The organism is Bradyrhizobium iriomotense, from assembly GCF_018130765.1.
Lineage (GTDB): Bacteria > Pseudomonadota > Alphaproteobacteria > Rhizobiales > Xanthobacteraceae > Bradyrhizobium > Bradyrhizobium iriomotense_A.
In genome coordinates, this window is sequence record NZ_JAFCJZ010000038.1 from 1 (window position 1) to 14,441 (window position 14,441).

General features: G+C 60.5%; 14 protein-coding genes. 4 read left to right on the plus strand and 10 right to left on the minus strand.

Going from position 1 to position 14,441, the window contains the following annotated elements; all coding sequences use genetic code 11:
* From JQ635_RS37420 to JQ635_RS37455, 8 genes are all read right to left on the minus strand, one after another.
* Nucleotides 1–84, minus strand: an 84-nt coding sequence (locus tag JQ635_RS37420) for a GDP-mannose 4,6-dehydratase (RefSeq protein WP_211414812.1), incomplete at its 3' end; no start/stop codon positions are given.
* A 161-nt stretch (nucleotides 85–245) separates the two neighbouring features.
* Nucleotides 246–1,256 (minus strand): NAD-dependent epimerase, encoded by a 1,011-nt coding sequence (locus JQ635_RS37425; RefSeq protein ID WP_211414773.1) that lies wholly within the window; start codon nucleotides 1,254–1,256, stop codon nucleotides 246–248.
* Nucleotides 1,257–1,394: 138 nt separating this feature from the next.
* Complete coding sequence (locus tag JQ635_RS37430; RefSeq protein ID WP_211414774.1) at nucleotides 1,395–1,838, minus strand: hypothetical protein; 444 nt, start codon at nucleotides 1,836–1,838, stop codon at nucleotides 1,395–1,397.
* A gap of 322 nt (nucleotides 1,839–2,160) precedes the next feature.
* The gene (locus tag JQ635_RS37435) at nucleotides 2,161–4,374 is read right to left on the minus strand and encodes a polysaccharide biosynthesis tyrosine autokinase (RefSeq protein WP_211414775.1); all 2,214 of its coding nucleotides are present in this window, start codon (nucleotides 4,372–4,374) and stop codon (nucleotides 2,161–2,163) included.
* A 6-nt stretch (nucleotides 4,375–4,380) separates the two neighbouring features.
* Complete coding sequence (locus JQ635_RS37440) at nucleotides 4,381–4,887, minus strand: hypothetical protein (protein WP_211414776.1); 507 nt, start codon at nucleotides 4,885–4,887, stop codon at nucleotides 4,381–4,383.
* Between the two features lie 178 nt (nucleotides 4,888–5,065).
* The gene (locus JQ635_RS37445) at nucleotides 5,066–5,665 is read right to left on the minus strand and encodes a transglutaminase-like cysteine peptidase (RefSeq protein ID WP_211414777.1); all 600 of its coding nucleotides are present in this window, start codon (nucleotides 5,663–5,665) and stop codon (nucleotides 5,066–5,068) included.
* A 102-nt stretch (nucleotides 5,666–5,767) separates the two neighbouring features.
* Nucleotides 5,768–6,397 (minus strand): hypothetical protein, encoded by a 630-nt coding sequence (locus tag JQ635_RS37450; RefSeq protein WP_211414778.1) that lies wholly within the window; start codon nucleotides 6,395–6,397, stop codon nucleotides 5,768–5,770.
* 94 nt (nucleotides 6,398–6,491) lie between these two features.
* Nucleotides 6,492–7,859 carry an O-antigen ligase family protein gene (locus tag JQ635_RS37455; protein WP_246584026.1) on the minus strand — a complete coding sequence of 456 codons (1,368 nt, stop codon included), beginning with the start codon at nucleotides 7,857–7,859 and terminating at the stop codon, nucleotides 6,492–6,494.
* 62 nt (nucleotides 7,860–7,921) lie between these two features.
* Between JQ635_RS37455 and JQ635_RS37460 the strand changes: the two genes are divergently transcribed.
* Complete coding sequence (locus JQ635_RS37460) at nucleotides 7,922–9,310, plus strand: hypothetical protein (RefSeq protein ID WP_211414779.1); 1,389 nt, start codon at nucleotides 7,922–7,924, stop codon at nucleotides 9,308–9,310.
* The gene (locus JQ635_RS37465) at nucleotides 9,310–10,518 is read left to right on the plus strand and encodes an acyltransferase family protein (protein ID WP_211414780.1); all 1,209 of its coding nucleotides are present in this window, start codon (nucleotides 9,310–9,312) and stop codon (nucleotides 10,516–10,518) included. The genes JQ635_RS37460 and JQ635_RS37465 overlap by 1 nt, the downstream gene beginning before the upstream one ends.
* Here JQ635_RS37465 and JQ635_RS37470 read toward each other — a convergent pair.
* The gene (locus tag JQ635_RS37470) at nucleotides 10,501–10,710 is read right to left on the minus strand and encodes a hypothetical protein (RefSeq protein ID WP_211414781.1); all 210 of its coding nucleotides are present in this window, start codon (nucleotides 10,708–10,710) and stop codon (nucleotides 10,501–10,503) included. The genes JQ635_RS37465 and JQ635_RS37470 overlap by 18 nt on opposite strands.
* Before the next feature lie 629 nt (nucleotides 10,711–11,339).
* Here JQ635_RS37470 and JQ635_RS37475 point away from each other — a divergent pair.
* Together JQ635_RS37475 and epsC are read left to right on the plus strand one after the other, a co-directional pair.
* Nucleotides 11,340–12,635, plus strand: a complete 1,296-nt coding sequence (locus JQ635_RS37475; protein WP_211414782.1) for a lipopolysaccharide biosynthesis protein — start codon at nucleotides 11,340–11,342, stop codon at nucleotides 12,633–12,635.
* Between the two features lie 83 nt (nucleotides 12,636–12,718).
* The gene (gene epsC, locus JQ635_RS37480; protein WP_211414783.1) at nucleotides 12,719–13,315 is read left to right on the plus strand and encodes a serine O-acetyltransferase EpsC; all 597 of its coding nucleotides are present in this window, start codon (nucleotides 12,719–12,721) and stop codon (nucleotides 13,313–13,315) included.
* Here the strand turns inward: epsC and JQ635_RS37485 are convergent.
* Nucleotides 13,312–13,878 carry a serine O-acetyltransferase gene (locus JQ635_RS37485; protein WP_211414784.1) on the minus strand — a complete coding sequence of 189 codons (567 nt, stop codon included), beginning with the start codon at nucleotides 13,876–13,878 and terminating at the stop codon, nucleotides 13,312–13,314. The genes epsC and JQ635_RS37485 overlap by 4 nt on opposite strands.
* Nucleotides 13,879–14,441: the final 563 nt, after the last annotated feature.

Genomic DNA, 14,441 nt, shown 5'->3' on the forward strand with positions numbered 1-14,441 from the left:
ATAGCCGAGCGACAGCAGATATTCGGCGAGATAGGCGCCGTCCTGGCCGGTCACGCCGGTGATGAGAGCGATCCGCTTAGCCATGTCCGCTCAGCTTTGGGCTTGCGCCTGATTCCGGGTCAAAAGGGGTTTGGAGGACGGATAAGCACCGTTCGCGCCTGCTGACAAGCTCGCCGGGGGCCAAAAGCGCAAGAACCACCGAACCAGCATCCCCGGGCGGCACGCAAGTGCCGCCGATCGCGGAATCAGACGCCGTGATATTTGCGATACCATTCGACGAAACGGCCGAGGCCATCCGCAATCGACGTCGACGGCGAGAAACCGACGTCGCGCTGGAGGGCGGAAATGTCGGCGCGCGTCTCCAGGACGTCGCCGGCCTGCATCGGCAGTAACTGGCGGATCGCGGGCTTGCCGATGATCTTCTCCAGCGTCTCGACGAACTCGATCAGATTGACCGAGCGGTTGTTGCCGATGTTGTAGACCCGATACGGCGCATAGCTCGACGAATTTTCGGGCCGCTCCGCGTTCCACGCGGGATTCGGCGCCGCAGGCCGATCGAGCGTGCGGATCACGCCTTCGACGATGTCGTCGACATAGGTGAAGTCGCGCCACATGTCGCCATTATTGAAGATCTTGATCGGCTCATTCGCGAAGATCGCGCGCGTGAACAGCCAGGCGGCCATGTCGGGCCGGCCCCAGGGACCGTAGACGGTGAAGAAGCGAAGGCCGGTCACCGGTAGCTTGTGAACATGCGCGAAGGTGTGCGCCATCAGCTCGTTCGCCTTCTTGCTCGCGGCGTAAAGGCTGACCGGATGGTTCACCGAATGCTCGGTCGAATACGGCAGGGTGCGGTTGGCACCGTAGACGGAGCTCGACGAGGCGTAGACGAGATGCTTGAGGCCATGGCGCCGGCCGGCCTCGAGCACGGTGACGAAGCCGTCGCAATTGGCGCGGATGCTGGTGATGGGGTCGTCGATCGACGCACGCACGCCGGGCTGCGCCGCCAGATGCACGACGCGGTCGGGCGAGACCTCGTCGAAGACGCGCGTCACCGCGGCGAAATCAGCAAGGTCGATCTCGTCAAATTTGAACCCGGGACGGTGCTCGAGCGTTGCAAGACGCGCACGCTTCAGCGCCGGATCGTAGTATGGCGTGAACGCATCGATACCGACAACTTGTTCTCCGCGCGCAAGCAGGCGTTCACACACATGCATGCCGATAAAGCCGGCAGCGCCGGTAACAATCACAGGAGCCATGATCAACTCGTCGCTTCGTCCTTACCGCACTGCAATGCCAGACTGATACGTCCGAAGCAAGGCTCCGATTTGCGGCAGTTTCGTGCACAGCGCCGGCGCTTCGTACGCGACAGTAGACCCTCAACCGGCTGACAGACGCTAGCCGCGGATGGGATTGTCGGGTTCGGCAAAGCACGCGTGCGCAATGCGCAGCCCGCGACTTTCGGCAAAGCGACGGAAGATCAGCCTCACCTCGATCGGGTCGGTGCACATGCCTTCGAGCAGCACTGCCTGGGTTGTTTGTGATGCGGCCTGATACATCAGGACAGCCGTCGGAAAGAGACGAGCGCCAACGATGTCGTCGAAATCGGCGCGAGTCTGTCGCTTGAGGTCGTCCGGCAAGAAGCCGTAGGCACGCAGGGCCAGCGGCGCGCGGAAAAGTTGCACCCAGATCTCATGCGGTCCGAAATGATAGGACTGGGTGAGGTAGGAAATCGCGGTCGGGCCAAAGCCTTCAGCTCGAATCTCGACCCAGTACAGCGCCAGCCAGGCGATCGATTCCGAGGGCGAACACGCGATCAGTTGCTTGGCGGAGCGCGTCACGTCTTGCAAGCTCGCATCGAGCGAATTGATGCTGCCGGATTCGAGGTGATTGCTCATGAGCCGCAGGTTGACCAGGAGCAGGTTGCGCCGCTGCCTGGCGTCGCAGAAGATACCCGAGGCGTCCTCGTAGCGGGACGCAATGCGTTCGAGAACCTCATTGTCGTAGTTCTCGCCGCGGCTTAGACGCGCGGCGAGGTCCTGCAGCGTGGGGCGAAACGTATAGCTCGCAACCGACAGCAGCCAGACCAGCGCCGTCGTCGCGACGACGACGTTGACAATGGCCGCATATACCGCAAACGGGCGGCGGGACCCCTGCTTCTTCTCAGGCCTGCTCGACGTAATAGTCGGAATAGTGCCGCCCCTTGTACGACTCGATGCGCTTCAGCGTTTTCGGATTGGCGCGGTTCAGCACGATACCAACGATCTTGCCTCTGAACACCTCAAGGTCGACGATGGCCTCATTCACCGCCGCACGGCGCGTCTTGCCCCATTCAACCACATAGACGATGGCGTCGACCAGATGTCCGACGGCCTTGGCGTCCGTCACCGGAAGCACGGGGGCGAGGTCGACGAAGATGTAGTCGTATTTCTTTCTCGCCACCTTGAGAAAATCCGACATCGACTGGGACGACAGCAAATCGGCCGAATTGACCAGCCGCGCGCGCACGACCGACGGCAGGAAATTGAGATTGGACTGCCGATCGACCTGGATGTGGTGCTCGAACTGCGACGGATCGGCGAGGGCCTCGACGAGACCGGTCTTGGAGCCGGGCGCGACCTTCCGCGTCAGGGACTGGGTGTGCAGATCGCCGTCGATCAGCAAGGTGCGATGCCCTGCGAGGGCGGCGAGATGCGCGAGGTTCGCGACAACGGTCGTCTTGCCCTCCTTCGGGAGCGAAGAGACGACGGCAATGACGTTCGTTTCCCTGGTCAGGCGCGACAGGTCAACGGCGGTCTTGATGTTGCGAAGCGTCTCGGCAAATCGCGAAAACGGATGTTCGAGGGCGTATCGCGTGAGCGCCGCGCCGCGCACGTCCGACGACGACCCATCCGCGGCGTCGGGGCGAAGCTCCGGCAGGGTGCCAAGGCATTGCAGCGCCGTCTCGGCCTCGACCTCCGACGGAGTGCGCAGCACTTCGGTCAGCATCTCCTTGCCGACGGCACCGCCGAGGCCGAAGCACAGGCCTCCGACCAGTCCGCCCAGGAGCAGCAGCCCCGTTTTCGGCCAGCTCTTCTTGTCCGCCTTCTGGGCCGTGCTGATGATTCTGGCTTCGCTGATCGGGAAGCTCTGGTTCTGCGTCGCTTCCTGCAATTGTTGCAGGAAATTGTTGTACAGCGTCCGGTAGGTGTCGGCCGCGCTCTCCAGATTGCGCAGCTTCACCTGGGCCTGACTCGCGCTGCCGTTTTGGCTCACGAGCTTGTTGAGGTCCGATTCGAGGGAGCTTTCCCTGCTGCGCGCGATTTCGTAGTCGCTCTTGTAGGCGTCGGCGATGCGCTTGACCTCGTCCTTGATCGCCCGCCGCAGTTCCTGCATGCGGGACGCCAGGTTGACCGAAGCCTGATGGTCCTTGCCGTACTTGTTCGACCAATCCGCATACTGGGCGGCGAGATCGAGATATTGCGCGCGCAGTCGCGTGATCACGGTGTTGCTGAGCGCGTCGGTCACGGTCGGCTGGGCGAGATCCTGGTCGGTGATCGCGTTGATTCGATCGAGCCGCGCCTTGGCTTCCGCGGTGCTGGCGCGCGCCTGGATCAATTGCGTGTTGACGTCGGAGAGCTGCTGCTCGTTCATCAAGCCCTTGCTCGTGCCGACGATGTTATTCTCGGCCTTGAACGTCTGGACGGCCCGATCGGCCTCCATCGCCTGCTGCTGCAGCTCGGCGCTTCGCCGTTGCAACCACTCGCTCGCCCGCTTGGTGGACTGGTACTTGGCCTCGAGGACGCTGGTCATGTACGAATCCGCCAGGGCGTTCGCGATCTTCGCCGCCTTCTCGGGCACGGTCGACCGGAACGACATGGTCAGCACGTAAGTGACGCCGACGCGCTCCACTTTCAGATTCTTCTTGAGGCTGGCGACCACCATCCGCTTCACGAAATCCTTGGATTCCGGCTCGCCGAGACCGAGCAGATTGACGATCGTCCCAACCACAGTGGAGATCATGTCCGGCTGGGTATATTCGGGATCGCTGGTGAGGTTCAGCGAATCGACGACCGAGCGCACCAAATCGTCGGACGTGAGAATCTCGACCTGGCTCTCGACGAAGCCGGGATCGATCAGCGTGCTGTTCGCCGCGTCAGTGGACTTGTTCAGAACGGCCTGACGGGTATCGACGAGAATGCTGACGGAACTCGTGTAATAAGGGGTGGCCGTCAGCGCATACGCCACGACCACCACCAGACAGAAACCCACGACCGAAGCGATCAACGGCCACTGCCGGCGCACAATGTCGAGCGTCCTCTCGAACGTCAAAACGGCGGTATTGAGCGGCAACGACGAAGACTGTGCGGCGTCGAAGGTGTTTCGCGGCTGATACATACGGCACTATCGCGGCAATTCGAGAGGAAGCGGGACGGGGGCGAACGGATTGCCGACGTCCATGTTCCATTCTCCCTCAAATAATGAATTGGATGGGGCAACCGGCTTGCTCGGTGCCGAAGCCTGGACAGGCGCGTCGTTCTCGATCGACGCATATCCGGCGCTCACCGACGAATCCTGCAATTTCCGGACAAAATCGATAATGCTCTGGACAACTTTGGGCTCAATCGGGCCACAATGCTGCGCCGCTCGACCAAGGCCGCGCCCGATTGCCGAGCGATTCGAGGCCGGAGCCATCGATACCAATTTCCCGATCTGCGGGAGCAGATCGGGATCAGTGGCCAGATATTCCGTTATCTTGTCTTCGATCTTGTTCTTGTCGTTCTTCGCGTACTTCAGCAGATGCCCTGGATCGGCCGAAAAAAGGCGAAGTTCGACAGGCGGAGTTCTCAACAGCAACGGCAGGCAGTGTGCCATTGCCGACGGCACACCGGCCAGCGTCAAGAACGTCACGGCCAGAAGTGATCGTGCCAGGATCGGAGCACGCGAATGAAGGCCCAGCAGGCGATTGCGGTCTCTACGAAGCACTTGGTCTCACCGTAGTTAATGGATTAGCCGCGGTTAGCGGATAAATACGGCAAGTCTTTGTGCATTGCAAAAGAAAACCGATCGGGACTCCTAGCGGCGTCCCTCACCTGCTTCCGAGTTCGGCAAAATCGCGATGATCTTGCTTGGCAATCGAAACCCAGACGCGAGGATCCTCGCCGGATTCCATCGACACCCACTGATAGCCCGCTCCCCGCCAATCGCGAACGTCCGACGTGAGGTTGTCCAGAACATAGTCACCGTCCTGCAACCGCGCGATCAGCACGAGATGCCCGCCGGCCGGTGCATAGACGACCGCAAGACGCAAGGCGCTCGCAGGCCAGCCCTTGGCGAGAAGCAGATGGCGCTTGGTGATCGCATAGTCGTTGCAATCGCCCGATGACGGCGAGAGCGTCCAGCGCGCCAGTAGCGGATCAGTTGACTTCATCACAGGCGAGATCGCCTGATTCACGCTCGCATTGACCTCTTCGAGCGTCGAAAAAGCGGCATCCCGTGCCGGCAATTGCGCCTCAGGCGAGCTTTTCTCGCACTCGCGCGAATAGTTCATGCAGAACTTCACGAACTGCAATGGGGCCAGAACGTTCTGGGCCTCCTTCAGAAAGACGCCCTTGCTCATTCCTTGTTCAGCCGCAAGGCACGGCAACGAAGAACTCAGAACGAACAGGGCTGCAACCAGACGCTTCATCACCGCCTCCCGCGATACTCTTGATCGCTCGACGGTAGCCTCGAAAGTTCTCAACCCGATTGCGCAATTTCGTAAAATTGCACCTAAATGGCGTGCGCTCGTTCAGTTTGTCGGGCTGGTCTGCGCGAGCGGGTTAATCGAGGTGACTGAGGCCGCCGAGAAGAAGGTCGTCGTCGACGGAGGCGAGGCCGCGGTAAAAGTGGTGCTCACTGAAGTACTTACCGCGCCAGGGGACTGCACCGGAGCGGTGCCGCGCCCACCTCCAGCGATCGATTCGCCGTTGGGATCGGAGCCGGGAACGACGTTCGTCGGAACATCGCCAGTGATGCTTACGAAAGACTGAATCAGGTCGCTGTTCTCGGTCTTCAGGACAGCTTCCTGGATCGCCATGGCGGTCGCCGGACGATTCAGCACGCAGGTCGATGCAGCAGTGCCCAGTCCGGCGCCAATCGCCCGGTTCTGCGCCGGGGAACTGGCGCTCGAGAGCGAGCCAATGCCCTCCACCGTCTCGGGACGCATCGAGGCGAAATCTCGAATCGCCGCGGAAAGCCTGCCTTCCTCACCCTCGGGGATTCCATTCAACAATCCAGCCGGATTGTCGAGAAACTGAGTTGCCTTTTCAGCGGTCACGCCTGCAGCAGCAGGCACGCAAGCAACGTCGACGGCCGTTGCAGCGTTGGATGTCGATGGTGCTAGCAGCAATGCAATCACCAACCCGGGTATCATGCGCATCTGGTAACCCCAATTCTTTCCACGAATAGACATTTTTTGGACATACAGGATTTTCGAGGAACCGCTCGACTATAATTAACGGATGGTAAACTGCCTAGGCTCTTTGCGGACGTCGTGTCGTCGATATCGATTGAGCCAGGCCGCAGCCGCAAATTGCCGCGAACACCACCGCAAATCCAGCAATTTGTAGCGAAAAATCGATACACGAATGCAACACTCCCAGCAGAAACACCGAAGCAGCCGTTGCGGGAATGTCGCGATCACGAAGTCGGGAAAAAGCTCCCCAAAGCATCCGCCCCCAAAAGAACACAGCGATGGCGCAAATCGCCGCTCCCAGGGGAAGCCCGACCGAAACCATCATTTCCAAGGGAGTGCTGTGCACCTTGTCCCAGATGCCTTGACTGCCAAGATTTCCCGGGCGGTAGGGCGGAAACGCCGTCTCGAAATTGCCGATGCCGATGCCGAACAATTCGTGCCCGCGCAGAATCTCGAGTGCCGTCCGATAGACTTCGGCACGCTGACCATCCGTTAAGCCGAACAGACCAACCCGGCCGATCACATTTCCGCCGATCAACAGGAATCCCACGATGGTGGCGGCCGCGACGGCTCCCGCTCCCAGCCAGTAATGCCTGGATTGGAACCGAAGTTGCATGAGATGAAGATTGGCAAGACAGGCAAGGCTCAGCAGGGTCAACAGAACTCCGGCCCGAGAGCCTGTCATGCCGGTGGCGACAAGACATGTCAGAAAGCCGACAGCAAGACTGGCTGGATGGTCTGTGAATGAATAGTCATAGTGCCGGCGCGCCGGCTTGGCCATCAAGGCGTCCGACACGATCGGCGCCAGACGGCCGAGGAACAAGACCGAGCAACTGCCCCAAAAAACGGCAGCAGTGTTGCGGTTCACGAACGTTCCCGTCGCATAGGGAAGATAGTATTCCTTGCTCCTCCAGAGCAGCATGGTCGGCGCCAGGAGATGCGCGAGGATGCCATAGAGCGCATAGGCAAACCCTGCATACGCGATCGCTTTCAACATCTGCCGCGCCGCCTCTTCGCCGGTGGCGAGCAGATAGGCCCGCAACAACGCGAGGACAAAGAGCAAGCAAGAGCCAAACGCGATCCAGGGCACCGATGCGGTCGCGGAGATGCGGTTCGGCTCCGTCACTCCCGCGACATCCCTGGCAATCCGCCAGGACGGATCGGCGAGCGCGTCACTCACTCCGGGAGAGATCTGAAAAACCGCGAGTGCACATAATAGCAGCAGGATCGCCCCCGTCGGTCCGATAACCCAGAGGTCCGAGTTGCAAACGCGGGAGAGGTTGGCGGTGAGCAGGCTCGCGATCAGGAGCATCGTCCAGATCCAGATCCAGATCAGATCGACCGACCCGAAGGGCAAAGGGGCCAATACGAAGACTACAATCGCGATGAACCGGGAAATACGATGCACTGAAATTTCAATCGGCAAGCTGCGGAATCGGCGATCACTTCATTGAGCCAGACGTGTAGAATGACCAAAATCGAGACAATTTGCTACGCTATCGATCAGGCCTATCGGTCTCTGACAGCACGCGCGATCTAACCGAAGGCCCTATGATGGATCAACCGACAACGCCGCTCGCCGAAAATCGCGAGGCTGCCCCACTTTCGGCCTGGGCCCTGCCTACGCTCGAAGGCTGCGCGGTGCTGCTCTATTTCAGCCGCGACGCCTTCGCCGGCGTCTTCCGCTATTATGCGAGCCTCACGCATCTGGACGCCCTCTGGTTCGTTCCCGACCTGTTTGCATTCGCCTGCGTCGCAGCCTTCACGTACAGATATGCGTTCAAGCAAGGCAGCATCATCGCCATCCTGCTCGTTCTCTATACGATCTTCGCGCTCTTTCTCGGCTACGTATTCCTGGGAGAGACGAAGGGGCTGGCCTCGTCGATGAAGATGATCGCGCCCGCCTTTGTCGGATTTTGCTTTTGCGGCCGCGAGTTCAAGGACCAAAAGCTCCTGCTGAACGTCATCTATTTTCTCTTCTTCGCGTCGATGATCGGGATCTTCTGGTCCGCGCATTCGCGCCTGCCGTGGGTCGCTTTCTCATACGAATCTTTCGGCGCGACGCGAACCGCGGCACGACTCTGGTGGACGGGCGGCGAGAGCCGCATCTCCGGGTTCGCCGCTGACAGCACCATGGCTGCATATTTCGTGCTGATAACCTATGTCTTCACCTCCATCCGCAAGAGCGTGCTCTGGTGCCTGATTTGGGCGGGGCCGGCCCTCTATGCGATTCAGGTTTCGACCAACAAGACCGCGCTTGGCGTCCTGGTGATCTACCTGGGCGGCTTGCTGCTGGTTCGCGCGTTCGACGAACGTCATCGTTTCGCCGCGCTTCGTTCACTCGCGCTTTGGTCCTTTGCCTGCCTCCTCGTCCCGCCGGCTTTGATGCTGGCGTTCAGCGGGACCAATTTGGGCAGAATCGCGAAGAGCCTGTACAGCCTGCAGGATCGCATCAACAACAGCTGGCAGCTGCCGTTCGTCTACATGAACGATCTGATGCCGCTGGGATATTTCACTGGCTGCGGGCTGGGCTGCTTCAACTATCCCCAGCAGCTGTTTTCGAACAAGGTCAGCTATTACGTGCCGGTGGACAATTTCTACATCGGAACCTACCTGATGTTCGGTCCGATCTTCGTGATCTTCGTGATCTTCGTGATCATGGCCGTGGCCAGGACCCGCGACATCTACAAGCTCACTGCCATCTTTGTGATGAACTTCTACACCATAACCGTTCTCGGCTACGGCCCTGCGAGCGGTCTATTGGTGATCACCATGGCGTTCAGTGAAGTCTTCGGAAAGGCCTCGCCGCTGCCGCGCGTGAGCCGCAATGCCATGAGACCGCCGCCGCCACAGCTCCTGAAGGTTGCAAGCGGGTGATGGCTCTCCTCGAACGTCCATCGGGCGCGGACAAAGCGAAGAATTTCGCCAAGAGGGCATCCGACAGCAGGCACAACATCTTTGGGCGGCACGGCTCCGCGGCCCAGGGCCGGCTGTTTGAACCGTCGATCCAGGGGCTGCGCGGCCTTGCCGCGCTGAGCGTCCTGCTCGTTCATCTCTACGACATGCCGCTCACGGCCGGCTTTCTGCCGCCGGTGCCGTCATGGTTCGATGCAATCATCGGAACCTTCGGCCGCGGGGTCGAAGTGTTCTTCATGATAAGCGGGTACCTGATCCCGGCCAGCCTCGTCCGGCATCAACTGGTCTCGAAGTTCTTCATCGACCGCTGTCTGCGCATCCTTCCCGTATTTGTCATCCTTCATCTCGCCCTGTTCGCCATCGGGCCGCTGGTCGGATACAAATTCTTCAAGGGCATCGACGCGCTGGACTACGTGACGATCTTCCTCGCGAACCTGTTCTTCCTTCCCGACATCCTGAACCTGCCGATTGGGCAGCAGAACGCATGGACGCTGACATACGAGTGGGTCTTCTACCTGTGGTTCGCAGCGGCCTTCTATTTCGCCACGCGCTCCCGGCTGGTGACCGCCCTGCTGGTTCTGGCGGGCGTCGTCACCGTTCTCTACTTTCCGATCGCGGCCTATTTCCTGGTCGGATTCGCGCTGAGGGCGGTCGAACTGCGCATCGCAGCGCGAGGCCTATCGGGGCTGCTGCTCAGCGTCGGGTGCCTCGCCTTGATGTATATGCTGCTGGAGTATGTTCATCCGTTCCTGGGACTGCTTCCAGGCCTGATCCTGTTTTCGACGGTCCTGAATCCGGCCTCGACCTTTGCGCAGCTGTTGTCGAAGGCCACGCCGCAATTCGTGGGCAAGATCAGCTACAGCCTGTATCTCGTTCATCCGTTCGCGCTCTACCCGTTGCAGGTGATCGGAGCGCGGCTGGTTTCCCACGGCTACTCGCCCTGGGTGGTGTGGCCCATGTTCGTTGTTTTCGGGCTGCTGGCCTCGGTCATTGCCTCGACGATCACATATGAACTGATCGAGGTCCGGCTGCGGAACGCCATCGCAGCCCTCCTCGGTACGCATGATCGGAAGACCTCGGTCGAAATGCAGGGTGCGGTCGCCAGCCCGCTCTTGCGGGATGAGGTGCGCGACCACGCCAAGATTCGATCGTCAGGGCCGCCGGCGTGAGTGATGCTTCACCTGAGCTGCCTCGACAGGGAGCTTTTTGACCGATGCGCTGCGCCGCTTTTTCGGCACGATGCTGGGCGAGACCGTCTCCGGCGGAGCGTCTTCACCGAACAACTCTATATAATGAGCCAGAGGCATGTAGCCTGCGTCAACAAGCGCCCTCGCGCTCTCGCGCGTGAGTTTTGCCTTCATTCCCAGCCTCCCCTTGGTTAACCCGGACCTTCTGTTTTCTCGCCTTTCGATCAGCCTAGGCCCGGAACGGTAAAAGGTGCGTTGACCAAATTGCCCGGAATCCGGCAATCGCGCAACGAAGGCTAAGATCGAATGAACGCGGGATTGACGCCATCGCTGCGACCATTCGCCCGACAGGCCGGCGCTCGGTGTATCGGGCGGGAACCACACGGCAAGCGCTCTCGGACCGGGTCAGCCCTGCCCACTCTCGGACTGCACAATTGCGAAGGCAGCCGCGATGGAAGCCAGCCAGCCGATCACCTCCTTGCACGGGCAAGCGACAAGCGGATATGGCACTTCGGCCCGAGATGCCTCCTTGCACTGCGGCCATTCTCGACAACAACTTTCCGACAGCTCTGGATCGACGCGCGCCTTTATCTTGGCAACTTCATGCTGCGACGTTGACCTTGAGAGTCTTGCGCCATCGGTTCTGACAAGATCCCTGCCTGTCATGAGGCACAGCGGCTAAAACTTCGGCGGATTGACAGGCCGTCGAATGTTTTCGCGCGTACAGAGCGAGCACCATCCCGCGCGATGACGCTTCGCCTTTGACACCGGTCGGATGATGTGCTTGCCCTGCGCTATCACGGATGATCGGTGCCCCGACAATGCAAATCCCCCAGAAGCTGGTTGCCTTCGCGAATGTGCTCATTCGATTGGCGACGCTCGGGCTTCGATTCCTGCTGTCCTTTTACGTCATCAAATACCTGGGTTATGACGCGGCCGGTGTTTATGGGCTGACGGTCGGCGTGACCGGCCTCGCGCCGGCGGTGATCGGATGGGGCCTGAATTATTTCGTGGCGCGCGAGGTGGTCGGACTGTCGCCGGCTGAAGCTGCAATCCGGGTCCGGAATCGTCTGTTCGTCACAATCATTTCGCTGACTCTGGCTACGGTCGTGGCGGTATTGCTGTCGTTCTACCTGCACCGGACGATCACCCTGCTTTACGCGCTGATCGCCGTCCTGGTGTGGCTCGAGACCATCGGGCTCGATCTGCATCTTCCGCTGATCGGTCTCGACAAGGCGCTCGAAGCCAATGTGCTCGTTCTGCTGCGTTCCGCCGCGTGGATTCCCTTTGTCATCGGCCTCGGCCTGTTGTTTCCGCAATTCCGCTCGATCGAAACGGTGCTGTGCGCCTGGATCATCTCAAACGTTTTTGCCCTTGTCGTGCTCAGCGTCATGGCGAGGAAGTGGAAGCTCAGCGGCGTGCTCTCGCGGGAGGTCGATTTCGACTGGATCAGCAACCGCCTCAAGAGGTCCTGGCACATCTATGTGAGCGACGTCAGCCTTGTCGGGCTCATGTATCTCGACCGATACATCGTGGGCTTCTTCCTCGGACTGTCGGCAACGGGCATCTATACGTTCTTCTGGTCGCTCGCCAATTCGTTACAGACGCTGGTATCGACTGCCGTCGTTCAAGCTGCGCTGCCCATTCTCGTGTCGACCTATGCGAGCGGCAATCGCGAGGCATGGCGCGAAGCTCTTCGCGTTGAATTCTACAAGGTCATCTCGATTTCCACGGGTGGGGCCGTGGCCATTTTCGCGGCAAGCGAAGTGGCGCTGCGCTACATGGCCATGGAAGGACTGAGCGAACATCGGGGCCTGTTCCTGCTGCTGCTTGCGGCGGCGGTGCTGCGCTCGTGCTCGGATCTGGGCAATGTCGGTCTCCTGAGCACAAAAAAGGACGCATCCTACGCGGCCATCAACACGATCGGCGTCTGTCTTTCGACCGCAATGACCTGCGTCGGCATCGTCACTTTCGGCCTGACCGGCGCGGGAATTGCAATTTTCGCGACCGCAGTTATCCTGCTGCTCATGCGCGCTTGGTTCCTGGCAGGGGCGTTTCGTTCGACCGGTGCATCGCCCTCTTCCGACAACGGCGGATGAGTGGGAACGAAGACCGCCTTGCCGACCGGCCGAGGCCATTTGGATCTAGCCAGCGCCCAGCCGGCGTTGCGGAGCTCACGTTCATGACCCAGAAGACGAAGATCATCGACAAGATCAAAGAGGATCTTGCCCACTACGCCTCGCGCGAGCGCACCCCGGTCAATTCCGCATTTGTCGCGCGCATGCTGCTGTTGACGCCGGGCTTCCAGTTCGTCTTCGTCTGGCGCATCCAGGAAGCGCTCTTCCGGGTACCGCTCGTCGGCAGAATTCTGCGTCGCATCGTCTGGTGGTTCTCCTGCCTGCTGTTCGGCTCGGAAATCGCCCTGGCAGCGAACGTCGACGGCGGCCTTTATATCCCCCATCCGTACGGAATCGTGGTAGGCGACAGCGATATCGGAAAACGCGTGACACTCCTGCAGCACATTACGATCGGTCGAAAGGACCATTCCGATCGGGGCAGGCCGCGGATCGAGGATGGAGCTTCCCTGATGGCCGGATGCGTCGTCCTCGGCAGCATCACTATCGGCAGCAATTCAATGATCGGTGCAAACGCGGTCGTGCTCAAGGACGTGCCGCCCAATTCCATTGCGGTGGGCGCCCCTGCCAAGATCCTGCCGCGCTCCGACATTTCACCGAAGTCCCAGGACGAGTTGCAGGGTCTGGCGTCGGAAGTCGCCTAGCGCGACGCCGCCCCTAGCTTGACGTCCGCGGCCGGTGACCGGCCTTCCGGTCTGGCCGTGCCGACGATGCGTGCAGGCGCACCCACGACCGTGGCAAAGTCCGGCACGTCGGATAGCACCACCGAATGTGCCGCAACGATCGCCTTGCGCCCGATCCTGATCGGGCCCAGCAACGTTGCGCCAGCGTAGATCACCGCACCATCATCTATCGACGGGTAGGCGTCGACGTCATGCGAAGCCCGGCCGAGCGTGACGCCTTGGTAGATCGTCACGTCGTTTCCGATCACGCTACCTTCGCCGATCACGATGCCGACCGGGTGCGGCAGGCATAGACCGGCTCCGAGCCGTGCGGCAGGGGCCACATAGCATCCGTAGTTCCTGACGGTCGACCGCCAGACCAGCCGCGAAAGCAGCCTGCCCCCTTTGCCCCGGACGTTCAGCCAGGACGCGAGCCTTGCCCGTGACACGAGGGCGAAGCCGGGCGACGTGACGTAGGCGATCAAAGCGCCGGCCAGACCGCTGCGTGCGGCGTTTCGCTCGAGATCCTGTCTCCACATGCTCATTCATCACTCTGCTGGACGATTCCCGCCGATGCGTGCGATCGGCCTCGCGACAATGGTGTAGCAAGTTCCACACGCTTTCCAAGCGCCCATTGTCCGGCGCCGAGGTCACGCGCGGCTGCGCCTGGTCGGATCGCGCCGCGCACCACGCCGCTCGCTCGCAGACGAGCTTGCACCGTCACGACAATGGCAACGCGAAACACGCAATGGACATCTGGCTAACAACACTTGAACAAACTCGTGGCCCGACCGCGCGTTCGATTCACGGGCGATGCGCGACGCCCGACGCGGCTGACCACGAACAAAGCATCTGCCAACTTTTTCATCGCAACCGACATCGTCGTTGTCCGTGAGATCACCGAAAAGATCTCGGGTTCCGCATCGGCGTCATTGAGAACGATCAGACACGCGTTGCGGAACCGTTGAGCACGCGCCTTGCGGAACCATTGCGCACACATGCTGCTGCGGCGCGCGCGATCATCGAGCTCATTTAAAGAGCACAACGAAGATAACTTTCGTCTTCTTCAAACATGAAAAGCTCCAAGTTGCGTGGAAGAAATGTGGCG